This window comes from Nocardia sp. NPDC055165, assembly GCF_053606985.1.
Genome location: NZ_JBSGSS010000007.1, coordinates 307,910 through 330,998, shown reverse-complemented (window position 1 = coordinate 330,998; position 23,089 = coordinate 307,910). Strand labels below are relative to the sequence as shown.

The 23,089-nt window shown below is 69.0% G+C and carries 13 protein-coding genes; 7 read left to right on the top strand and 6 right to left on the bottom strand.

What is annotated here, in order from left to right:
• Positions 1 to 49: 49 nt before the first annotated feature.
• The 3 genes from ACWFRF_RS17400 to ACWFRF_RS17390 all read left to right on the top strand — a co-directional run bounded on the left by ACWFRF_RS17400 (position 50) and on the right by ACWFRF_RS17390 (position 6,355).
• Positions 50 to 3,523 (top strand): indolepyruvate ferredoxin oxidoreductase family protein, encoded by a 3,474-nt coding sequence (locus tag ACWFRF_RS17400; protein ID WP_452450877.1) that lies wholly within the window; start codon positions 50 to 52, stop codon positions 3,521 to 3,523.
• A 259-nt stretch (positions 3,524 to 3,782) separates the two neighbouring features.
• Positions 3,783 to 4,865, top strand: a complete 1,083-nt coding sequence (locus tag ACWFRF_RS17395; protein ID WP_452450875.1) for a Glu/Leu/Phe/Val dehydrogenase dimerization domain-containing protein — start codon at positions 3,783 to 3,785, stop codon at positions 4,863 to 4,865.
• Positions 4,862 to 6,355 (top strand): APC family permease, encoded by a 1,494-nt coding sequence (locus tag ACWFRF_RS17390; RefSeq protein ID WP_378991568.1) that lies wholly within the window; start codon positions 4,862 to 4,864, stop codon positions 6,353 to 6,355. The genes ACWFRF_RS17395 and ACWFRF_RS17390 overlap by 4 nt, the downstream gene beginning before the upstream one ends.
• Positions 6,356 to 6,413: 58 nt before the next feature.
• Here ACWFRF_RS17390 and ACWFRF_RS17385 read toward each other — a convergent pair whose 3' ends face one another.
• Together ACWFRF_RS17385 and ACWFRF_RS17380 are read right to left on the bottom strand one after the other, a co-directional pair.
• Complete coding sequence (locus tag ACWFRF_RS17385; protein WP_452450873.1) at positions 6,414 to 7,154, bottom strand: IclR family transcriptional regulator; 741 nt, start codon at positions 7,152 to 7,154, stop codon at positions 6,414 to 6,416.
• Positions 7,151 to 8,644: an APC family permease gene (locus tag ACWFRF_RS17380; RefSeq protein WP_452450871.1), complete on the bottom strand. Its 1,494-nt coding sequence runs from the start codon at positions 8,642 to 8,644 to the stop codon at positions 7,151 to 7,153. The genes ACWFRF_RS17385 and ACWFRF_RS17380 overlap by 4 nt, the downstream gene beginning before the upstream one ends.
• 239 nt (positions 8,645 to 8,883) lie before the next feature.
• On the opposite strand from ACWFRF_RS17380, the gene ACWFRF_RS17375 reads away from it, so the two are divergent.
• From ACWFRF_RS17375 to ACWFRF_RS17365, 3 genes are all read left to right on the top strand, one after another.
• A complete protein-coding gene (locus ACWFRF_RS17375) occupies positions 8,884 to 10,449 on the top strand; it encodes a flavin monoamine oxidase family protein (protein ID WP_452450996.1) in 1,566 nt (521 codons plus the stop codon).
• Positions 10,450 to 10,478: 29 nt separating this feature from the next.
• Positions 10,479 to 11,123 carry a Rid family hydrolase gene (locus ACWFRF_RS17370; protein ID WP_452450869.1) on the top strand — a complete coding sequence of 215 codons (645 nt, stop codon included), beginning with the start codon at positions 10,479 to 10,481 and terminating at the stop codon, positions 11,121 to 11,123.
• A 144-nt stretch (positions 11,124 to 11,267) separates the two neighbouring features.
• A complete protein-coding gene (locus ACWFRF_RS17365) occupies positions 11,268 to 12,119 on the top strand; it encodes a 3-hydroxybutyryl-CoA dehydrogenase (protein ID WP_378991562.1) in 852 nt (283 codons plus the stop codon).
• 54 nt (positions 12,120 to 12,173) lie between these two features.
• Here the strand turns inward: ACWFRF_RS17365 and ACWFRF_RS17360 are convergent, their stop codons facing one another.
• The 4 genes from ACWFRF_RS17360 to ACWFRF_RS17345 form a co-directional block, all read right to left on the bottom strand.
• Positions 12,174 to 18,326 carry an amino acid adenylation domain-containing protein gene (locus tag ACWFRF_RS17360; RefSeq protein ID WP_452450867.1) on the bottom strand — a complete coding sequence of 2,051 codons (6,153 nt, stop codon included), beginning with the start codon at positions 18,324 to 18,326 and terminating at the stop codon, positions 12,174 to 12,176.
• Between the two features lie 378 nt (positions 18,327 to 18,704).
• Complete coding sequence (locus ACWFRF_RS17355; protein ID WP_379315289.1) at positions 18,705 to 19,616, bottom strand: lysophospholipid acyltransferase family protein; 912 nt, start codon at positions 19,614 to 19,616, stop codon at positions 18,705 to 18,707.
• Positions 19,617 to 19,662: 46 nt separating this feature from the next.
• Entirely contained in the window at positions 19,663 to 20,481 is an 819-nt protein-coding gene (locus ACWFRF_RS17350; protein WP_378991558.1) for a GNAT family N-acetyltransferase, read from the bottom strand.
• A gap of 247 nt (positions 20,482 to 20,728) precedes the next feature.
• The gene (locus ACWFRF_RS17345; RefSeq protein ID WP_452450864.1) at positions 20,729 to 22,081 is read right to left on the bottom strand and encodes an NAD(P)/FAD-dependent oxidoreductase; all 1,353 of its coding nucleotides are present in this window, start codon (positions 22,079 to 22,081) and stop codon (positions 20,729 to 20,731) included.
• Positions 22,082 to 22,226: 145 nt separating this feature from the next.
• Between ACWFRF_RS17345 and ACWFRF_RS17340 the strand changes: the two genes are divergently transcribed.
• A complete protein-coding gene (locus ACWFRF_RS17340; RefSeq protein ID WP_378633279.1) occupies positions 22,227 to 23,081 on the top strand; it encodes a LysR family transcriptional regulator in 855 nt (284 codons plus the stop codon).
• Positions 23,082 to 23,089: the final 8 nt, after the last annotated feature.

The following is a 23,089-nucleotide window of genomic DNA, read 5'->3' as shown; positions in this document are numbered from 1 at the left end:
TCGTTGCGCAGCTCACGATCTGGGTTGTGGAAAGTGTGGTGAGGCGTTCATGACCACCGTCGTCTGTGCGACTGCTCGACCGTCGGCCGAGCCGGCCGCGCCCTACGACCTCGCCGATCGCTACCGCTCCGGCGCAGGCCCGGTGCTGCTGACCGGGGTCCAGGCCATCGCCCGGCTGCTGGTGGAACAGCATGTGCGCGATATTCGCGCCGGTCGCCGCGTCGCGACGTTCGTCTCCGGCTACCAGGGCAGCCCGCTGGGTGGGGTGGACAAGATGTTGCTCGGCATGCCGGAGGTACTCACCGAACACGACATCACCTTCGTCCCCGGGTTCAACGAGGAACTGGCCGCCACCGCGGTCTGGGGCAGCCAGGCCGAGCTGCCCGCCGGGCGGCCGACCCACGACGGCGTGGTCGGTGTCTGGTACGGCAAGGGTCCCGGCGTCGACCGCGCGACCGACGCCATCCGGCACGCCAACATGTACGGCGTGAATCCGCGCGGCGGCGTGCTGCTGCTGGTGGGCGATGATCCGGCCTCGAAATCGTCGACCGTGCCCGCGGTGAGCGAACGCTCGCTGGCCGCGATGGGGGTGCCCGTTCTGTTCCCGCGCAATGCCGAGGAGATCATCACCCTCGGTATGCAGGGCATCGCGATGTCGCGGGCCTCGGGGTGCGTGGTGGCGTTGAAGATCGTGGCCGATGTCGCCGACGGGGCGTGGACGGTCGACGAGGGCGTGGCCGACCTCGCCCTGACGGTGCCCGAAGTGCAGTGGGAGGGAACGCCTTTCGTCTATCGACAGCGACCGATGGCGGCGCCGACCGACAGTGTGCTCGCCGAAGCGGACCTCTACGGGCCACGCTGGGCGACGGTGCACGCCTACGGTGCGGCCAACGCTCTCGACGTCGTCGAGGTGGACCCGGCCGAGGCGAAGGTGGGGATCGCGGCCACCGGCACCACCTTCGACGCGGTCCGCCAGGCTCTGCTGGATCTGGGTGTCGACGAGGCGAGCATGCACCGCGCCGGAATCCGGTTGCTGCGCATCGGCATGCCCTATCCGCTGGGCACGGCCGCGCTCACCGAGTTCGCCCGCGGGCTCGAGCAGTTGATCGTCGTCGAGGACAAGACCGCGTTCATCGAAACGCAGGTCCGCGAGATCCTCTACGGCACCCCGGACGCGCCGCGCGTGCTCGGCAAGCGCGACGAGCGCGGCGCGCGCCTGATGCCGGTCGACGGCGAGCTCACCGCCGGACGGCTGCTGGCGCCGCTGCGCCGGGTGCTGCGCGGACGGGTGGAGCTGAAAAAGGCAGCGCCACCGGCACTTCCGCTGGAAGTTCTCTCCGCCAAGCGGACGCCCTATTTCTGCAGCGGCTGCCCGCACAACCGCTCCACCGCCCTGCCCGACGGCTCGATCGGCGGCGGCGGCATCGGCTGTCACACGCTGGTCACCATGTCCGGGCGCACCGACAGCGCGGTCACCGGGCTCACCCAGATGGGCGGTGAGGGCAGCCAGTGGATCGGGCAGGCGCCGTTCACCGATGTGCCGCATCTGTTCCAGAACATCGGCGACGGAACCTTCTTCCATTCCGGGCAGCTGGCGATCCAGGCCTGCGTCGCGGCCGGGGTGAACATCACCTACAAGCTGCTCTGGAACGAGGTCGTCGCGATGACCGGCGCCCAGGACGTGGAGGGCGGGATCACCGTCGCGCAGCTCACCCACAAACTCACCACCGAGGGTGTCCGCAAGATCGTCATCTGCGCCGATGAGCCGAAGCGGCACAGCAAGCGAGCGCTGGCGAAGGGCACGCTGCTCCTGCATCGCGACCGGCTCGACGAGGCGCAGAAACTGCTGCGCGAGATCGAGGGCGTCACGGTGCTGATCTATGACCAGCACTGCGCCGCCGACGCCCGCAGGCAGCGCAAGCGCGGGACACTGCCGACCCGCAATACCCGGGTGGTGATCAACGAGGCCGTGTGTGAGGGCTGCGGTGATTGCGGCGCCAAGTCGAACTGCCTGTCGGTGCAGCCGGTCGAGACCGAGTTCGGGCGCAAGACCCGCATCGATCAGACCTCGTGCAACACCGATTACAGCTGCTTGGACGGCGATTGCCCGTCCTTCGTGACGGTGGAGGTGGATCCGGCCAAGGGCAAGTCCCAGCGGCGCGAACCCGTCGAGCCGCCCGCCGTGGCCGATCCGGGCGTGGGCGCGCCGACCCGCACGCAGAACGTGCTGATCGCCGGAATCGGGGGCACCGGCATCGTGACGGTGAACCAGGTCCTGGCCACCGCCGCCCTGCGCGCAGGCTACGAGGTGGAGAGCCTCGACCAGATCGGCCTGAGCCAGAAGGCCGGCCCGGTGCTGTCCCACCTGCGGTTCTCCACAACGGAATTGGAGCCGGCCAACCGGCTCACCCCCGGCAGCGCCGACTGCCTGCTCGCCGTCGACCTGCTCACCGCCACCGACCCCCGCTACCTCCAGTACGGCGACGCGGCGAGCACCGTGGCAGTGGCGTCGACGAGCCAGACCCCGACCGGCGACATGGTCTTCGACAAGTCGGTGGCCTACCCCGCGACGGACACTCTGCTGGATCGGCTTGCCACGGTGACGAATTCGATCAGTCACTTCGACGCGCTCGCGGCGGCACTGACGCTGTTCGGGAACACGGCAGCCGCCAATTTCCTGATCGTGGGCGCGGCCGTCCAGAACGGCGGGCTGCGCCTGCCGGTCGCGGCGATCGAGGAGGCCATCGGGATCAACGGTGTCGCGGTGAACGCCACCATCGCGGCGTTCCGATGGGGGCGGGTCGCCGTCGCCGATCCGGCGGCGTTCGCGGCGGCGGTCGACACAGGCCGACCGCGGCGCACCCCGCCGGTGGCGCCCGCGGAGTTGCTGGCGAACACCAGCTTCGAGGGCGAGGTGCGCCGGGTTGTGGAACTGCGAGCGGCTCAGCTGATCGGCTACCAGAACGCGAAGGTGGCACACCGTTACCTCGAGACGGTCGAATCCGTCTGGGCGGCAGAGCGTTCGGTCACCGAGCGCACCGAGTTCAGTGAGGCGGTCGCGCGGGGGCTGTTCAAATTCACGGCCTACAAGGACGAGTACGAGGTGGCTCGGCTGCTCGTGGACCCGGACTTCCTCTCCGATGTGCAAGCCCAGGTACCCGGCGGCGAGAAGCTCACCTACAAGCTGCATCCCCCGATGCTGCGTGCGATGGGCCGGGACAAGAAGATCGGGCTCAGGCCGAAGTCGCATGTGGCGCTGAAGGTTCTGGCCAAGGGCAAGTTCCTGCGCGGCACCAGGCTCGACCCCTTCGGCTACGCCCATGTCCGCAAGGTCGAACGCGAACTGCTGGCCCACTACACCGACATGGTGCGCCGGCTGGCACACGATCTGACCACCGAGAATTACGAAACAGCCACTGCGGCAGCCGCACTGACCGACGTCGTGCGCGGCTACGAGGACATCAAGCTCGGCAATGTCGAGCTCTACCGCGCCCAGCTGCGCGAGCTCGGCATCGACTCCTGACGGGAGACGTTGCCACCGAGCCCACGGCACCATCCACCTCCGCGTTCGCTCGACCACGTCCTCACCGCCACGCGAACCCAGCCACTGCGACGTGCATCGCCGCGGCAAGCGGCTGAGCACATCGCCGCGCCGCAGCGCACCCGCGCCACCACTACGTCGCCGCACCAGCGGCACAACTGAACTGCCGCGGACCCGCGGCACCACAACCCCGCAGCCCAGGGCACAACCCTGGTGCGCGGAACCGGAAAGGAAATCGACAGTGACCGTTGCGCACACCGAAGCAGGAGTCTTCGGCCGATCGCACGAGCTCAGCGCCCGCGCCCACGAGCAGGTCGTGTTCTGCGAGGACGACAGATCCGGGCTGAAGGCGATCATCGCGATCCACTCGACCGCACTCGGCCCCGCCCTCGGCGGTACCCGCTTCTACCCGTACGCCGATGAATCCGCGGCCCTGCAAGACGTTCTGCGACTGTCCTGGGGAATGACGTACAAGGCCGCGGCGGCGGGGGTGGATCTCGGTGGCGGCAAAGCGGTGATCATCGGCGATCCGGCCACCCACAAGAGCGAGGACCTGCTCGCCGCCTACGCGCGGTTCGTCGAAACCCTCGGTGGGCGCTACATCACCGCCGGTGACGTGGGCACGAACACCGACGATCTGGATGTCATCGGTCGGCACACGAGCCACGTCACCGGCCGCAGTGTCGGCGCGGGCGGCAGCGGCGACAGTGCCCGGCTGACCGCGCTCGGCGTCTTCCACTCGATGCGGGCCGGAGCCGAGTTCGTGTGGGGCGCACCGACACTGGCCGGGCGAACGGTCGGCGTCGAGGGTGTCGGCAAGGTCGGGCGCGAACTCACCGCCCTGCTGCTCGCCGACGGCGCCGAGGTCTGCGTGACCGATGTGAACGAGGCGGCGCTGCGGCGCATCACCGACGAACTGCCCGCCGTCCGGCTGCTGTCGACAGTGTCCACCGCGCCGGTCGACGTGTATGCCCCCTGCGCGATGGGCGCCACCCTCACCGCGGCGAGCGCCGCGACGATCGAGGCGAAGCTCATCTGCGGTGCGGCGAACAACCAACTCGCGACACCCGAGGTCGAGCAGGCGCTCACCGACCGCGGCATCACCTGGGTGCCCGATTTCGTGGCCAATGCCGGTGGCCTCATCCAGGTGGCCGGTGAACTGCGCGCCGCCACGCCGGCCGAGGTCGAAGCCGAGGTCGCCGACATCTACCCGCGCTGCCGCGAGATCATCGCCGCCGCCATCACCGAGGGGATCGGGACCGGCGCCGCCGCCAACCGGTTCGCCGAGCGCCGTCTCGATGCCATTCCGAGGTCGCTGCGATGATGAACAAGAGCAGCCTGTTCCGGACCAAGTCGGTCGAACAGTCGATCCGGGACACCGACGATCCGGATGCCAAGCTCCGCAAGGATCTGACGGCGAAGGACCTGACGATCTTCGGTGTGGCGGTGGTGATCGGCGCGGGCATCTTCACCCTCACCGCGCGCACCGCGGGCACGGTGGCGGGACCGGCGGTGTCGCTGGCCTTCGTCTTCGCCGCGATCGCGTGCGGGCTCACCGCCCTGTGCTACGCGGAGTTCGCCTCGACCGTGCCGGTGGCGGGTAGCGCGTACACCTTCGCCTACGCCACCTTCGGCGAGGTGATCGCCTGGATCATCGGCTGGGATCTGATCCTGGAGTTCGCGCTCGCGGTGTCGGTGGTCGCCAAGGGCTGGTCGCAGTACCTCGGCGAAGTGCTCGGATCATCGGCGCCGGTGCTCCACCTCGGCACGGTGAAGTTCGACTGGGGCGCGGTGGTGATCATCGCGGTGGTCGGCGTGCTGCTGGCCACCGGGACCAAGCTGTCGTCGCGGGTGTCGGCCATCGCCGTCGCGATCAAGCTGGGCGTGATCGCGCTGGTGCTGGTCGTCGGCGCGACGTATTTCAAGCCGTCGAACCTGACCCCCTACATCCCGCCGGCGCAACCGTCGGAGAAGGCCGAGGGGATGCACCAGTCGCTGTTCGCCTTCCTCACCGGCTCCGGTGGCACCAGCTACGGCTGGTACGGGCTGCTCGCCGCGGCCAGCCTGGTGTTCTTCGCCTTCATCGGCTTCGACGTGGTCGCCACCACCGCCGAGGAGACGCGCAACCCACAGCGCGACGTCCCGCGCGGCATTCTGGCGTCGCTGGCGATCGTGACGGTGCTCTACATCGCGGTCTCGCTGGTCCTCACCGGCATGGTGTCCTACACCGAACTGGCCGACGGCAACGCCACATTGGCCACCGCCTTCGCCATCCACGGCGCCACCTGGGTGAAGAACATCATCGCCATCGGCGCGCTGGCCGGGCTGTCGACCGTGGTGATGGTGATGTTCCTCGGCCAGACCCGGGTGCTGTTCGCCATGGCCCGCGACGGTCTGCTGCCTCGCGGTCTCGCGCAGACCGGCAAGAAGGGCACACCCGTGCGGCTGACTGTGCTCGTCGGTGTGGTGTGCGCACTGCTGGCCGGTTTCGTCGAGTTCGGCACGCTGGAGGAAATGGTCAATATCGGCACACTGGTCGCGTTCGTCCTGGTGTCGATCGGGGTGCTGGTGCTGCGTCGCACCCGTCCGGATCTGCCGCGTGGGTTCCGCGTTCCGTTCGTCCCGGTGGTTCCCGTTCTCGGCGCTCTGGCCTGCGTGTGGCTGATGGTCAACCTCTCGATCGAGACCTGGCTGCGCTTCGTGATCTGGATGGCACTCGGTGTCATCGTGTACTTCGCCTACGGGCGCAGGCACTCGGTGCTCGGTCGCAGGCGACCCGACTCCGCGGAACCGGAACTGACACCGGTTCGATAGACCCGCTGCACACCCGAGGCCCGGCGATTCGGTGGATCGCCGGGCCTCGGGTGTGCGGTCACAGTGTCAGCTGATCGGCCGCCGACGTGAGCAAGTCGATGAGGTCGCGATCGTGCACGGGCAGGCGGCCGGTCTTGCCGATCGCGGCCAGGGCACCGGTGACAGTGCCGTCGGCGGTGCGGATCGGGACGGCGACGGCGCTGCGGCCGAGGCGGCATTCGTTCACCTCGACGGCGACGGCGTCCGCGGTGACTCGGCGTAGCTCGGCGGCGAGATCGGCGGCGTCGGCGATGGTGAAGGTGGTGACCTTGCGCAGCGTGGCCTCGGCCGCGAAGTCCGGGTACCGCGCCAACAGGATCTTGCCGATGGCCGAGGCGTGCGGGCAGGCGAGCAGCACCTTCTCCCCACTCAGCTCATGGTCGGGGTCCTTGTCGACCATCCTGATCCGGCCGCCGGCGAAGGAGGCGAGATGGATGCCGAAACGCAGCTGGGCGCGCAGTTCACCGAGGATCCGGTGATTGCCGGAGACGGGCTCGGGTGCGGCAGCCCCGGCGAGCTCACGGGTACGGCGGCCAAGGGCGAAACCGGACAGGTCCTCGATCCGCACCAGGTAGCCGTCGGCGACGAGGAGATTCAGGAGGCGGTACGTGGTGGCGGGGGCGATGCCGGTCTGCGCGGCGATGTCCTTCGCGGTGGCGCCCGAACCCAGCTGCGCTACCGCCTCGAGCAGAGCGAGGGCCTTCTGGACAGCCCTCGGCTCGTGCCCGGTCGGGCCGTCGCGGCGGGTCGTCGTTGTCACTGTTCGCCGCGGTCCGCCCCTACCAGGGCCATCGCGCCGCGGGCGTTGACGGCGAACACCCCGGCGCCGGGCAGCACGTCACCGGATTCGGGACTGTCGAAAACACCGATGGCCGTGAGACTTTCGGGACAGCTGTCCCGCAGACAGCGGTACCAGGCAGCACCGGCCAGCAGCACCGCGAGCACCGTCGCGGGCGCGACCACCACACCGTCGCTCGCGTCCGACACCGTCAGACAGACCAGCACCGCGGCGAGCACCCCACTGCCGACCCAGCCGGCGACGAGGTCGACGCGGCTGCGCTCGCGGATACGGCCGAGCAACAGCACCGCACCCACCGCGACCAGGATGTAGGACACCGCGAGCGCCGTGCGCATGACGGTCTTGGCCGCGGCGGGCACACCGTCGAGCGCGACGAAACCCGAACCGGCCGTCGCGACGATGCCGATGATCAGCACCAACGCCACGTGCGGGGTCCGCAACCGCGGACCGACCCGGCTCAGCAGCCGCGGCAGCACACCCTCCACACTCATCGAATACATCAGTCGCGACGCGGCGTTCGACGAAGCCATCGACGACCCGAGCCACGAGCAGGTCAGCCCCGCGTCGAGCAGGATCACCACGAGCAGACTCGACCCACTCGCCGTCCCGTGCAGATACGCGTTCACCACCGTTCCCGCATGCCCGGACCAGGCCGCCCACGACGCGAAGATGAACAGCGCCCCGCACAGCACCGGGGTGAGCAGCACCGTACGGGTCACGGTGACCAGCGGACGCCGCGTCTCCGGTGCGAAGAACGTGGCGCTCTCGAAGCCCGCGAGAGCGAACAGCGCCGACATCGCGATGGCCAGCACCGCGGGAACGTTCGGCGCGGCCGGGGTGATCGCGACAGCAGGCCCCGACACCAGCATGAGGCCGATGATGAAGGCCAGCGAACACGCCTCGACCGCCAGAATCGCGATCGCGGCGAACCGCACACCACGCACCAGCACCGCGCCGATCAGCACCGCGATGCCGAGATAGACGGCCCCGATCTGCCAGCCGCGCAACGTGATTCCCAGCTGCGCTGCCAAGGCGAGAGCGGTCTGCGACCCGTGATACATCGTCAGCGACGCACTGCCCAGGTACTTCACGAGCAGTCCGACGCCACAGGTCAGCGCCGCACGCGGTCCGGCGCCGTGGCTGACGAAGGTGTAGAGCCCACCCGCCGCGGACAGCCGCCGGGTGAACTGTGCGACGCAGTACGCGATCAGCGTGATGACCAGCGTCGCGATGACGATCGTCACCAGGCCGGGCAGCAGGGCGTTGTGGGTGAGCATCGTGACCGGCAACAGCACCATCGACGCGGCGGGCGCGGTGGTCGCGATCGACTGGCCGAGCAAAGCCACACCCGGCAGTTGTCTGCGCCCCAGCGCACGCAACGGCGACACCGCGGGGCGCTCGGGTTCCCCGGCCGCGAACGAGCGCGCGACCGCGTCGGCCAGTGCCGTCACCACACACCTCCCAGCGTTGTCGGTGCGGGCGAGGATATCCAGACCTGGTTTCGGCGGTATTGCGGGCGCGAGTCGGGGCGATGGTCACCGAGCGAGAAAGCGACCGCGGGGGATCTCACTCGCCGATCGGTAAACGTTTTCCGCGGCGTAGCGGCACCGACCCACCGTCGACGGACGCTGTCGCAGAACGGATATCGCGGCGGACGGAGCTACCCATGGCAGTCACCAGAAGATCATTCATGCAGAGTCTCGGCATCACCGGTGGTGCCGGCCTCGCCTACGGCGCGATGTCGACCCTCGGCCTCGCGCCCGCCACGGCGCAGGTGTCGTTCCGCTCGCCCGCCATGGGCGACCTCATCGGCAAGGGCGACGGTGGCGCGAAGGTGGCGATCCTCGGCGGCGGCCCGGCGGGGTTGTGCGCGGCCTACGAGCTGGGCAAGGCCGGATACGACGTGACCGTGCTCGAGGCCAGGAAGCGAGCGGGCGGACGGGTGTGGTCGGTGCGCAACGGCACCACCGAAACCGATCTCAACGGCGAAACCCAGAGCTGCACCTTCGCCGAAGGGCACTACTTCAATCTGGGCGCCACGCGAATCCCGCAGGGCCACATCACCCTCGACTACTGTCGCGAACTCGGTGTCGAGATCCAGCCGTTCGGCAACCAGAACGCGTCCACCCTGGTCAACTATCAGAGCGGCACCTCGATCTCCGGGCAGTCGGTGCAATACCGCGCGGCCAAGGCCGACATGTACGGCTACATGTCCGAGCTGTTGCAGAAGGCCGCGTCGCGGGGCGCACTCGACGACGTGCTCTCCGGCGCCGACAAGGAAGCGCTGTCGTCGTTCCTGCGCGATTTCGGCGACCTCTCCAGTGACGGCCGCTATCTCGGCTCGACCCGGCGCGGCTACACCTCCGAACCCGGGGCGGGTCTGAACTTCGGCGAACAGCCGAAACCGTTCCCGATGTCCGACACGATCCGCAGCGGTCTCGGCCGCAATTTCAGCTTCGAATTCGGCTACGACCAGGCCATGATGATGATGACCCCGGTCGGTGGCATGGACCGCATCTACGCCGCCTTCCAGCGCGAGATCGGCACGCAGCGCATCCATTTCGGCGCCGAGGTGTCGGCGATGAAGAACACCCCCGAGGGTGTGCGGATCGAGTACACCCAGGACGGCGCGCGCAAGTCCCTCGATGCCGACTACTGCATCTGCACGCTGCCGCCCCATCTCGTCGGTCGCCTGGCCAACAACCTGCCCGCCGACGTGCTCACCGCGCTGAAAGCCGCGATCCCGGTGTCCTCCGGCAAGCTCGGCATCGAATACCAGCGCCGCTGGTGGGAGCTCGACGACCGGATCTACGGCGGCGCGAGCAATACCGACAAGGACATCGCGCAGATCATGTTCCCCTACGACCACTACAACGGCGACCGTGGCGTGGTGGTCGGCTACTACAACACCGGCAAACGTCATCAGGCCTTCGAATCACTCACCCACCGGCAACGTCTGGCGAAGGCCGTCGACGAGGGCGCAGCGATCCACGGCGACAAGTACCGCGCCGACATCGCCTCGTCGTTCTCCGGCAGCTGGCGGCGAACCAAGTATTCCGAGGGCGCGTGGGTCGGCTGGTCGGGTAGCAATTCCCACGGCGGTGAGGCCACCCCCGAATACACCAAACTCCTTGCCCCCGTAGAGCACATCTACTTCGCCGGTGACCACCTGTCCAACGCGATCGCCTGGCAGCACGGCGCCTTCACCTCCGCCCGCGACGTGGTGACCGCCCTGCACGCCCGCGTTGCCGCCTGAATCTCTCACCCCGACAAGGAGTATCGACCATGAAGACGACGATCACGCTGGCCGTGACGGCCCTCGCGGCGCTGACCCTCACCTCCTGCTCGGCCGACCCGGCCGAGTCGCAGCCGTCCACTGCGCCGAGTACCTCAGTTCTCGAAGCGGGACAGGCGAATCCGATGATCGCCCAAGGCGTGACGATCGCCGCCGACGCTACCGTCTACAAGACCAGCGGGCTGGGCCCCACCGCCACCAACAAGGCCGCCCCCACCGGCAGCCCCGAATCCTTCATCGACACCCAGCAGTTCGCGGACGCGAAGCTGCCCGCCGGTGTCACCGTCACCGAAGCGCAGGGCATGTCGGTGCTGGCCAGAATCCGGGAGAATCTCGAAGCCCAGGGCCTGACCCTGGACGACGTGATCACCATGCGGGTGTTCCTCGACAACGCGCCCGGCACCGACCGGGCCGACTACGCCGGCTGGAACCGCGCCTACCGGCAGTTCTTCGCCAATACGAACCTCACCACCGGCGACACCGAGCTGGTCCCCCTCGGCACCGCTGCCCCGGCCGCACCGATGGTCCGCAACGCGGCACGACCGAGCCGCTTCGCCCTGGAAGTGGCGAGCCTGCCGGTGGCGGGATGGTTGGTCGAGGTCGAAGTCGACGCCGTGTACCCGGCGGGTAAGTGAGTCGGCTCGCTGACAAATGCCCTGGTCAGCGTCGCGTCCAGCTGGTGCGATAGCTCACGTTCCGGCAGCCTGTGGCACTGAGTGCCAGCCCGGGTGAAATAATCTCCGGGACAGCCAGGGCAATGCGATGTTGGGAGTTCTCCAGTGGAGTTGATCGGTGTAATCGGTGGCGGCACGATGGGCGCGGGGATCGCGGAGGTGTGCGCCAAGGCGGGCAGCTCGGTGCTCGTGCTCGAGACGAAGCCGGAGTTCGCCGAGGCGGCCAAGAACCGGATCGCCACCTCGATCGCCCGTGGCGTGACCAAGGGCAAGATCACCCAGGACGAGGCCGACGCGGTGCTCGCGCGGGTGCGCGTCACCCTGGACATGGACGAGTTCGCCGATCGTGACCTGGTGATCGAGGCCGCGCCGGAGATCGAGGCGCTCAAGTACGAGATCTTCGGCAAGCTGGACAAGATCGTGAAGCCCGAGGGCATCCTCGCCACCAACACCTCCTCGATCCCCGTGATCAAGGTGGCCGGGGCGACCGAGCGGCCCGAACGGGTCGTGGGCGTGCACTTCTTCAACCCGGTGCCGGTGATGCCGCTGGTCGAGATCATCTCGACCCTGGTGACCGCGCCGGAAGCGGCCGTGGCCGTCACCGACTACGTGAAGAACACCCTCGGCAAGATGGCCGTGCAGGCCGGTGACCGCTCCGGGTTCATCGTCAACGCGCTGCTCATCCCCTACCTGTGTTCGGCGATCCGGATGCTCGAGTCGGGCTACGCCACCGCCGAGGACATCGACGCGGCGATGAAGGGCGGCTGCGGCTACCCGATGGGCCCGCTGACGCTGCTCGACACCGTCGGCCTCGACATCGCCCTCGCGGCGTCGGAGTCGCTCTACGCGGAGTTCGCCGAGCCGCATCTCGCCCCGCCCGCGCTGTTGCGCCGGATGGTGGACGCGGGCCGACTGGGCCGCAAGACCGGTCGCGGGTTCTACGACTACGCGAAGTAATGCTGATTCCCGCAGGAGCCCGGTGCTCCTGCGGGAACCTCGGCGAGCTCCCGCTCACGCGTGCGTGAGATGGTCCGCTCCGGGCGCTGGGAAGAAGCCGATGTCGATGTAGTGGTCGAAGTAGCGGGCGATGACCGCGGCGTCGACCGCGGGGAACTCGATCGGCAGGCCGCGGAAGGGTTCGGCGGGGGCCGATTCCACGCGGGTGAGCACCGCCGCCGGATTCGCCTTGGCGAGGGCGGCCGCGTAGTTGCCGCTCAGTGCCGAAGCCCGCGCCAGGATGGGGTCCGCGTCCTGGCGTTCGGCCGCGGTGGAGAGCTGGAGGCCGAATTCCATCGGGTCGATGAAGTCGAAACGGTAACCGCGACTGCGGATCTCCTCGTAGACGACTTGCAGCGGCACCTGCGCGCCGGAGGCCCGGAAGATGTTGCCGATGGCCGCCGCCTGGCGAGATCGGCTGACGATCCCCGCCGCGACATGGTCGACCGGGGCCATCTCGATGGCGATCGCCCGCACATCGACAGCCACCCCGAGCACCAGCATGGACCGCAACATCGTCCACCAGGCGTCCTCGGCGGGGGCGACGCCCGTGCGGGAGTCGCCGGTGATCAAGCCGGGGCGGTAGACGGCGATGGGAACGCCACGCTCGATCGCGGCGTGCACGAGCTGCTCGGCGACCCACTTGGTCATCGCGTAGCCGGGCAGACCGGCGGGCACCCCGTTGTCCTGCGGAACCCCCGCCAGCACCGACAGGGTCGACACATAGTGGATCGGCTTGACCCTGGTGGTGGTGGCCAGGCGCAACACCTCGGTGGTACCGCAGACATTGGCCGCTCGCATCCGTGCATACGGTTCGAGGTGGTTCACCAGCGCGCCGTTGTGATAGATCGCGTCGGCCCTGGCGGCGAGTTCGGCGAAGCGCAGTGGGTCCATGCCGAGGTTCGGCTGCGCGAGATCGCCGGGGACGCCGACGATTCGGTCGCGATAGGGCCGCAGATCGATGCGGTACTTCGCGGCGGTGGAGACGACGCGATCCACCGCGCCCGCGTCATCGGTGGCGCGGACCAGGCAGTGAACGGTCGCCGACGTCTGTTCGAGGAGTTCGCGCAGCAGGAAGCTGCCGAGGAACCCGGTGGCGCCGGTGAGCAGCAGCGTGGCCGGTGCGCCGGTGCGCTGGGGCGCGCAGCCGGTGAGGTCGATCGACGGGTCGAGGATCGCGTCCACGGCCGGATCAGGACCGGCGGCCGAGGCTGACGACTCGTCGCGCAACGCCAGCGCCAGGTCGCTGACCAGCGGATAGCTGAACAGCAGGCGCAGCGGCACCTCGATGCCCAGTTGCTCGGCGAGGGTGGCGCGCACCCGGATCGCCGCGAGCGAGGTGCCGCCGAGGACGAAGAAGTCGTCGTCACGGCCGACTCGTTCGAGGTCGAGTGCCCCGGCGATCGCCGAGGCGACGATCTGCTCGTCGGCGGTGGCCGGTGCCTGGTATTCGCGGATCTCCACGGCGGGCGCGGGCAGCGCCTTGCGGTCGAGCTTGCCGGTGGCACCGAGCGGGAACTCGTCGAGCACCACCAGACGGTGCGGAATCATGTACGGGGGCAACAGGGTTCGAATGGTCGCCAGCACCTCGACGGTGTCGACCGACGCGTCGAGGGGTGTCACGTAGCCGACCAGCTGTTCGTGATGCACCGCGACCGCCGCACCCGCGACCGCCGGATGCGTGCGCAGCGCCGCCTCGATCTCGCCGGGTTCGATGCGCAGGCCGTGCAGTTTGAGCTGAACGTCGGTGCGGCCCAGGTAGGTCAGGTCACCGGACGGGAGTCTGCGCACCAGATCGCCGGTGCGGTACATGCGCTCACCGACGGGACCGTACGGGTCGGCGACGAATCGCTCCATCGTCTTGTCGGGGCTGCCGAGGTAGCCGCGAGCCAGTTGCGCGCCGGCCAGGTACAGCTCGCCGGGCGTGCCGACCGGCACCGGCCGCAGCCGCGCGTCGAGCACGTAGGCACGAGAATTCCAGTGCGGCAAGCCGATCGGAACGATGCCGTCGCCCACCTCGGTCACATCGGCGCCGGTGATCGACACGGTGGCCTCGGTGGGGCCGTACAGATTGTGCAGACGACCCGCGGTGACGGTGGTGAAGCGTTCGATGGTGGCGTTCGGCAGCGCCTCACCGCCGACCCACACCGCGCGCAGCGAACGCAGGGCGCCGGTGGGCGCGGAATCCAGCAGCATCTGCAGGACCGAGGGCACGATGGTGGTGCCGGTAACACGATGGCGGGCAACGAGTTCGGCGAGGTAAGCGGGATCGGTGAGCCCCTGCGTGGCGGCCACGATCATGTGCGCACCGGCGCGCAACGGGGAAGCGAAACCGATCATCGAGGCATCGAAGGTGAACGGAATCGACTGTAGGACAGTGTCGGACTCCCCCACCCCGTACTCGCCGACCATGAACGCGGCCTGGTTGACGATCGCCGCATGCGGCACGCCGACGCCCTTCGGCTTGCCCGTCGAACCGGACGTGAAGATCACATATGCCAGGTCGAGGGTGTGCAGGGGGCGCAGCCGGTCGGCGTCGGTCAGCCAGGCGTCCGAGAAGTGCGACAGCGCGACCCGGTCCACCTCGACGACCGGCAATCCGTCGGCGTTGATCGCGTCGCCGGTGGTGGTCAGCAGGCAGACCGGCTGTGCGGCGGCGAGGATGTCGGCGCGGCGTTCGGCGGGCGAATCGGGATCGAGCGGCACGTAGGCGCCACCGGCCGCGAACACGGCGTACATGGCGACGACGAGATCGATCGTCGGCCGAATCGCCACGCCCACTGTGCTTCCGGGGCCGACGCCGTCGGCGACCAGCAGCCGGGCCAGCCGGTTGACGCGCCCGGCCAGCTCGCCGTAGGTCACCGTGACCTCGTCGAAAGTGACCGCGGGTGCGTCCGGACGATGCTGGGCGCGGGCCTGGAACTCGTCGAGCAACGTCACGTCGGGGACGAGCCGGAGCTCGCCGGAGGGCTCGGTCAGCTCGGCTTCCGTCAGCACCGGCAGGTCGCCGACGGGCCGGTGCGGCGCGGCGACGGCCGCGGCCAGGAGCCCGGCCAGCCGGGCACCGAGCGTCGCCATGGTCGAGGCGTCGAACAGGTCGGTGGCGTAGCGCCACGAGCAGCGCAGACCCGCGGGTCCGTCACTGTCCTCGAGCGGAACAACGGTGAGCTGGAGATCCACCGGTGCCGCTTCCTCGCCCAGATCCACCGCCGACACCGTCAGCTCGGGCAGTTCGAGGCGCGTGGCGCCGAAGTTCTGGAACGACAGCGCCACCTGGTACAGCGGGTGGTGTGCCTGGGTGCGCGGCGGATCCAGTTCGGCGACAAGGCGTTCGAAGGGCACATCGGCGTGGGCGAAGGCGGCCAGATCGATATCGCGAACCCGATCGAGCAGGGCCGCGAAGGATTCGGCGGCGTCGACGCGGGTGCGCAACACGATGGTGTTGACGAACATGCCGACGAGATCGTCGAGCTCGGGTTCGCCACGGCCCGCGACCGGCGCGCCGACGGTGACATCCTCGGTACCGGCGACCCGCGCCAGCAGCACCGACAGCGCGGCGCGCACGACCATGAACAGCGAGGCATTGTGTTCGCGCGCCAGGGTTTCCAGCGCGGCGTGCACCTCGGCGGGCACCGCGAAGTCCTGTGCGGCACCGCGAGTTCCCGCCACCGGCGGACGCGGCCGGTCGGTGGGCAGCTCGAGCAGGGCCGGGGCACCGGCGAGCGCGGTGCGCCAGAACCCGAGCTGTTCGGCCAGCAGCGAGTTGGCATCGTCTGCCGCGCCGAGCATTTCCTGCTGCCAGAGCGTGTAATCCGCGTACTGCACGGGCAACGGCGCCCAGCCGGGCGCCGCACCGGCGGCACGAGCGGCATAGGCGGTCATCAGGTCGCGCGTCAGCGGGCCGAGCGAGAAGCCGTCGGTGGCGATGTGGTGCACGACCACCGCCAGCACATGGTCGGTCGCGGAGAGCCGGAACACGGCCGCGCGCACGGGAACTCGACGGCACACGTCGAATCCGCCGAATGTCAGCCTGGCCAGTGCGCCCGGCAGATCGGCTTCCGCGATCGGGTCGACCACCACGTCGAGGCCGGCCTGCGCCACGGGCAGCACCTGCTGGAAACCCGCGCCCTCGTGCTCGGGGTACACCGTGCGCAGCACCTCGTGGCGTTCGAGCACGTCGTCGAGTGCGGCGGTGAGCGCGACGGTGTCGAGCGGGCCGGACAACCGCAGCGCGACCGGGATGTTGTAGGCGCTGGAGTCAGGATCCAGCCGCGCCATGAACCACATGCGCTGCTGGGCGAGCGACAGCGGGACGTGCGCACCACGTTCGCGCCGGGTCAGCGGTACCCGCGCCGACGCGGCACCGACCAGCGCGTCGAGGGCACCGGCCAGCTCGGCCACCGTGCCGTGCTCGAACACGGTGCGGGCCGGTACCCGCATACCGACCGCGGCACCGAGCCGACCGGCCAGCTGGGTGGCGAGCAGCGAATTGCCGCCGAGAGCGAAGAAGTCGTCGCCGCGCCCGACCGGCTCGGCGCCGAGCAGTTCGGCGAAGACCGCGGCCACGGTGCGTTCGGTGTCACCGCGCGGCTCCTCGAACTCGCGGGCGGCGAGTTCCGGCGCGGGCAGTGCCCGGTGATCGAGCTTCCCGACCGGCGTCAACGGCACCTCGTCGAGCACCACGATCGCGGCGGGCACCGCGTGCTGGGGCAGGCGCCGCTCGGCCAGCCGGATGAGTGCCGTCGTGTCGATCGTGGCACCCGCGGCCGCGACGAGGTAGGAGACGAGCGCGCTCTCCCCGCTGGGCAGCGTCCGGATCAGCGTGGCGGCGAAGCGCACCGTGTCGTCGGCGGCGAACAGCGCGTCGATCTCGCCGAGTTCGATGCGGAAGCCACGCAGCTTCACCTGCGCGTCGGTGCGCCCGAGGAATTTCAGGCCGACGCCGCCGGGCACGGGAACCCACTGCACCAGATCACCGGTGCGGTAGAGCCTGCCGCGACCGAGCGGGTCGGCGACGAATCTGCTCGCGGTGAGCCCGGCGCGATCGTGGTAACCGCGGGCCAGACCTTCCCCCGTGAGGTAGAGCTCGCCGGGCACCCGATCCGGAACCGGGCGCAAGCGGGCGTCGAGGACCAGTGCCGTCATCCCGGGGATCGTGTCGCCCATGGTGATCACGTCGTCGGCGGTCAGCCGATCGCTCATCGCGCAGACGATGGTGGTCTCGGTCGGGCCGTACACATTGAAGAACGCGCGGCCGGGCGCCCACCGCGCGATCAACTCGGGCGGATAGGCCTCACCGCCGACGGCGAGCGCGGCCAGTTCCGGCAGCGCCGCCGGGTCGAGCCCGGCCAGGGCGGCGGGCGTGATGAAGGCGTGGGTCACCCGTTCGGCGCGCAGCAGTTCGGTCAGTTCGTCGCCACCGTAGACATCGGGCGGCGCGATGACCATCGTCGCGCTCGCGCCGATCGCCAGCAGCATCTCCAGCATGCTGGCGTCGAAGCTGGGCGAGGCGAAGTGCAGCGTGCGGGAGGCGGGGGTGATGCCGAAGCGGCGGACCTGTTCGGCGCACAGCCCGGCCAGACCGGTGTGGGTGACCGCGACCCCCTTGGGGACGCCGGTCGAGCCGGAGGTGTAGATGATGTAGGCGAGGTCGTCCGGGGAAAGCCTGCGGACGCGTTCGCCCGCGCTCACGGGTTCGTCCGACATCGCGGCGCATTCGACGCCGAACTCGTCGGAATCGAGGGCGAGCCACTGGATCCCGACGTCGAGCCGGGTGGCGTCCGCCGCCGTGGCCAGCCCGAACGCGGCACCGGAGTCGGCGAGCATATGGGCCACCCGTTCGGCCGGGTAGCGGGGATCGACGGGCACGAAGGTGGCGCCGGACTTGGCGGCCGCCCAGACCGCGACCACGGACTCGATCGAGCGGGTCAGCGCGAGGACGAACCGGTCACCGGGGCCGAGGCCGCGGGCGATCAGCACCCTGGCCAGACGCGACGACCACTGGTCCAGTTCGGTGTAGGTGAGGGTCTGCCCGGCAAATCGCAATGCGGGCGCCTCGGGGGCACGCTCGACGGCGGCCAGCAGGAGGCGCGGCAACGTGGACGTCACGGGCGCGCGGCGGATTCGACGCGCGGCGCGACGGCGTACGCCAGAAGCTTGCTCAGTCACCGGAAAGGCTTCCCTTCACCATGGATCACCCTTGCGATCGCACATCTCGACCATCGCCTGGACTCTCGGCTACACGGGGTATCGGAAAAATCCTGCGTGACGGTACCGCAAATATCTCATCAATTTCGGCGCAGTGGCAATTTGATCGTTTCAACGTACACACCGATGGGTATAGCCGACTGGCCAGTTTGTTACACAGCTCATACGCAGGTCATACGCAGGACGAAACATCTCCGAGCGGACACGAGCTTTTCACATTCCCACTATTTGTCGGCCCGTCGCCGACCTGCATGTCCGTGACGATTCCTCCGACACAGACGACAAAACCGGAGACCACGAACGCGGTCTCCGGCAGTCGACGATTCCGGCCGAGAATGGTTACCAGGCAGTAGCCCTCGCCGGTCGGCGAACCTCCCCCTGCTCCCCCATCGAGGGGTCCTGCACGCGGGTATTGCCCGCTTCGATCCACTGGGTGTCGGCCACCCCGTGGCGGGAACGGTCGGTGCCCCGCACCGCCGCCTCGCAGCGCCGGGCCAGATCCCGGCGATCCAGTCCGGGGTGTTCGAGCGGCTCGAGCACGATCTCGGCGATCATGCCCTTGCTGCGCAGCACTCTCTTCGCGGAATCGGCGAAGGTGTCGGTACCGACGAAACCGGGTACGGTGCACGGCATTCCGTCACTGTCCAGGTACCGCAGCCGCACCGGCTGGACCGGAGTGGTGGTGTCGACGGCGGCCTGGAACATGGCGGGCCGCATCGAACCGTAGGCCCGGCCGCACCAGGTGGTGCCCTCGGGGAAGACGACGATCCGGTTACCCGCGGACAGCCGGTCGGCCACCTGCCCGACCACGCCGGGCAGTTCACGCAGTCGCGCCCGCTCGATCGGGATGACGCGAGTGAGCTTGGCGAGTTTGCCCAGCAGCGGCCACTCGACCATGTCGGCACGGGCCACGAAGCTGACCGGCTGCACCGCAGCCAGCGCCACCACATCCGCCCAGCCGATGTGCCCGGCCACGATCATCACCGCGGTGCCGGTGTCGGCGAAACCCTCCGCCGAGGACTGCTCGGGAATCCGATTATCGATGATGCGTAATCGCATCCCGAGGCAACTCAGTGCCGCCCTGGCGTAACGGCGCTGCAACTGCTCGCGCCGCGACTTCGGGGTGGCCACGGTCAGTACCGGGAAGCTGAGGACCAGCCCGGCCATTCCGGCCAGCCGGGCGAACATCCTGGCGGTGCCGACCTCGTCGATCGGCTCGATGCAGCCGGACCCACAGGGGCTCGACGGCATCCACGAATGAGAGTGCGTTGCAAGCGGCGCGTCGAACACCATGGGTTTACTTCCCGTCGAAATTGGCGGCCGCGCTCTGCAGCCGCTCCAGGTACCGGGTGTTGATGGTTTCCATGCCGAGCAGCGCGACGAAGTCGGCGACGGCGAAATCGGGATCGTGGGCCGGTTCGCCGCAGATCTCGGCGCCGAGGCGCAGGTAACCGCGCAGCAGCGGCGGCATCTTGGGGCGGCTCGGCGGGGTCATCTGATCGAGGGAGAGTCCGTCGACGACGACCGGGTTGTACGGGTGCACCCGGCGCTCGGGGTCGCACGCGTGGCGGCCGAGCAGCTGGTCGCGCACGCCGCGCACGTTCACCCCGGCCGGATCGGTCGGGGAATCGCGCATCGGCACCGACACACAGCCCATCACCCAGTCGTATCCGGTGAGCTGGATGTAGTGCAGGATGCCCGCCCACATGAGGGTGAGCACCGAGCCGTTGCGGTGATCGGGCACCACGCAGGCCCGGCCCATCTCGACGATCCGGTGACCGGTGGGATCGAGCTGGGTCAGATCGAACTCGGTGGCGGTGTAGTAGCCGCCCGCCGCGTCGACCTTGTCCGGCGGCAGCATGCGGTAGCAGCCGACGAACTGTTCGGAGAACTCGTCCCGAACCAGCAGGTGGTCGCAGTGCTCGTCGAACTTGTCGGCGTCGAGGCCGGTGGCGTTCTCGGGCATCTGGAAACCGGGTTCGGAGGCGAACACCTGATAGCGCAGTCGCTGTGCGGCTTCCCGGTGCTCGGCATCAGACGCGACGACCAAGGAGTACCGAGATTTCCCCACCCCGGAGTCCGGCGCCGGGGCGGTCAACACGGACGAAATTGTCATACTGCTGATGAAGCCAGTCCGAGCTGGCATCGGAGCGACGCTCCAGTGTCGTGCCGATGCCCGTTCGGTGAACGAGATGGGCGTCACACCGGGCGTTTACCGACCCGCTGCCCATCGTTCGCCCACCTGCGGGTTTCTAGCCGAACACGACCGATTTCGGCGCTGGACCCGCTTCGCGATCGGGTATTTCGAGCATTGCGAAAACGACAACGGCCCGCCGATTCTCGGCGGGCCGTCGCAGGGTGGGTCAGGCGTTCACCCGCTCCTTGGTGGTCGCCGCGACGGTGTCGTCGGCGCGATCGGCGTCCGCCGACTCGGCCTTCGCCGGTTCAGCCTTCGCCGGCTCGACCTTCGCCCGCTCGGCCTCAGCGCGCTCGGCCTCGTCGAAGCCGGGGCGCGCCGTCCCGATGAACGCGACCAGCCACCCCGCCACCGCGGCGAAGCGGTTGCGGAAGCCGACCAGGTACATCAGGTGCACGGCCAACCACATCGCCCAGGCGATGGTGCCCTTGAACGTCACCCGCTCGTTGAGCTTCACCACCGCGCTGAAGCGGCTGATCACGGCCATGCTGCCCTTGTCCCAGTAGACGAACGGCGTGCCCGCGGCCTTCTCGCGCCGGATGATGTCGGCGGCGTGGCGACCCTCCTGCATGGCGACCGGCGACTGGCCGGGGTAGCCGTTGAGCGAGGTCATGTCGCCGATGGCGTAGATGTCGGCGTGGCCGCCGACGGTCAGGTCGGGGTTGATCAGGATGCGGCCCGCGCGGTCGGTCTCGGCGCCGGTGGCCTCGGCGAGCAGCGTCGCGAAGCCGCCGACCTGCACGCCCGCCGACCACACCACCGTCTCGGCGGCGATCCGGCGCTCCATGCCCTCTTTGTCCTTGACCGTCACCTTGCCCTCGTCGATGTCGGTGACGAAGGTGCCCAGCAGCACCTCGACGCCGCTGTCGGTGAGCGAGCGTTTCGCGTATTCCGAGAGCCCGCCGCCGAAGGGCGGCAGCACCTCGCCGGCGCCCTCGACCAGGGTCACCGAAACCTGCTGGTGGAAGTGCCGTTTCGCGAGTTCCTTGATCTGGCCCGCCACCTCGACACCGGTCGCGCCCGCGCCGACCACCACGAAGCTGAGCAGGCGGTGCCTGGTCACCTCGTCGGCGCCCTCGGCCAGCGCGAACACGTGGGCGATCTGGTCGCGCAGGCGCTGGGCGTCGTCGATGGTCTTGAGCGAATAGGTCTTCTCGGCGAAGTCGTCGCGGCCGAAGTAGCTCTGGCTCGCGCCGGTGGCGGCGATCAGCGAGGCGTAGGCGATCTGGCGGGGGCCGTCGGCGGTCTCGTAGGTGAGGACCGCGTTCTCGGCGTCGATGCCGGTGACCTTGCCGAGGCGGACGTCGATCTCGGGGTGGCGACGCAGTACGTTCTTGATCGGCGGCGCGATCTCCTCGGGCGCGAGCACGCCGGTCGCCACCTGATAGAGCAGCGGCTGGAACAGGTGTTCGGGCGTGCTCGAGATCAGCACGACACCGACTCGTGACTTGGCCAGTTGCTTGGCTGCGGCCAGGCCTCCGAAGCCCGAGCCGACGATGACGACATCTGTGTGTTCCATGATCACTCGCTCCAAGATCGCGTTCCAGATCGGTAATAAATCCTTTCCTATGAGTAAACGCGATGCGGAACGAAGATGTTTCCACTGCCTGGGCGCATAATAGAGATGACTCTTATCTGCATAACTAATCAATGGGAGGTACCTGGTGGAACTTCGACAGTTGGCCTACTTCGTGGCCGTCTGCGAGGAGCTCAGTTTCAGCCGCGCGGCCAACCGATGCTTCATCTCCCAATCCGCGATCAGCCACCAGATCGCGAGACTGGAACGTGACCTCGGCGCGCAACTGTTCGAGCGCACCACCCGCGCCGTCGTCCCGACCGACGCGACCTCGCGCCTGCTGCCACTGGCCAAGCAGATGCTGAGCCTGGAATCGGCGATCCGTGCCGCCGTGCGCACCACCGGACCGCGCATTCGCCTGGCCGCGAACATGTCTTTCGCCGCGCCGTCGCTGTCGGCGATCGCCACCGCGCGGGCCGCCCACCCCGACGCCGAGATCGAATACGTGATCAAGCCCTTCCGTCAGCGGATCACCGCGGTGGCCGACGGCGACTGCGATCTGGCGCTGATCCGCGGCAGTGTCGAACAGCCGGGCCTCGCGGTGGAACAGCTGTGGGTCGAGGACCTGGTGATCGCCATCTCGAGCAATCATCCGCTGGCCGAACGCGGCGCGGTCACCCTCGCCGATCTGAGCCCCTATCCCCTGCTGCTCCCGCCCGAGCAGGAGCAGGTGTTGTTGCACACACTGATCCGCTCCGCCTTCGCCGACCTCCCGACCGGACCCACCTTCGGCCCGCCGATTCCGCCCGATCACACCGCCACGATGGAGCTGCTCAACCGCCCCGAGTCCTGGACGATCCTCTACGAGGGCCCCACCAAGGGCCTGCTCACCCTCGACCTCACCGACCACCGCCTTCGCATCCCGGTGTCAGCGGTCCTGCGCGAGGACGCCCGCGAGAACCCGATCGTGCAGACCCTGCTGGATGCGCTGCACCGACCGTGAATCGTGGT

What these genes read in the sequence shown, in the direction of transcription:
- ACWFRF_RS17375 (WP_452450996.1), top strand. Translation starts at nt 8,884, where the DNA reads ATGCAGAGTCTCGGCATCACCGGTGGTGCCGGCCTCGCCTACGGCGCG.
- ACWFRF_RS17400 (WP_452450877.1), top strand. Translation starts at nt 50, where the DNA reads ATGACCACCGTCGTCTGTGCGACTGCTCGACCGTCGGCCGAGCCGGCC.
- ACWFRF_RS17350 (WP_378991558.1), bottom strand. Translation starts at nt 20,481, where the DNA reads ATGACAATTTCGTCCGTGTTGACCGCCCCGGCGCCGGACTCCGGGGTG.
- ACWFRF_RS17355 (WP_379315289.1), bottom strand. Translation starts at nt 19,616, where the DNA reads ATGCCGTCGAGCCCCTGTGGGTCCGGCTGCATCGAGCCGATCGACGAG.
- ACWFRF_RS17390 (WP_378991568.1), top strand. Translation starts at nt 4,862, where the DNA reads ATGATGAACAAGAGCAGCCTGTTCCGGACCAAGTCGGTCGAACAGTCG.
- ACWFRF_RS17370 (WP_452450869.1), top strand. Translation starts at nt 10,479, where the DNA reads ATGAAGACGACGATCACGCTGGCCGTGACGGCCCTCGCGGCGCTGACC.
- ACWFRF_RS17345 (WP_452450864.1), bottom strand. Translation starts at nt 22,081, where the DNA reads ATGGAACACACAGATGTCGTCATCGTCGGCTCGGGCTTCGGAGGCCTG.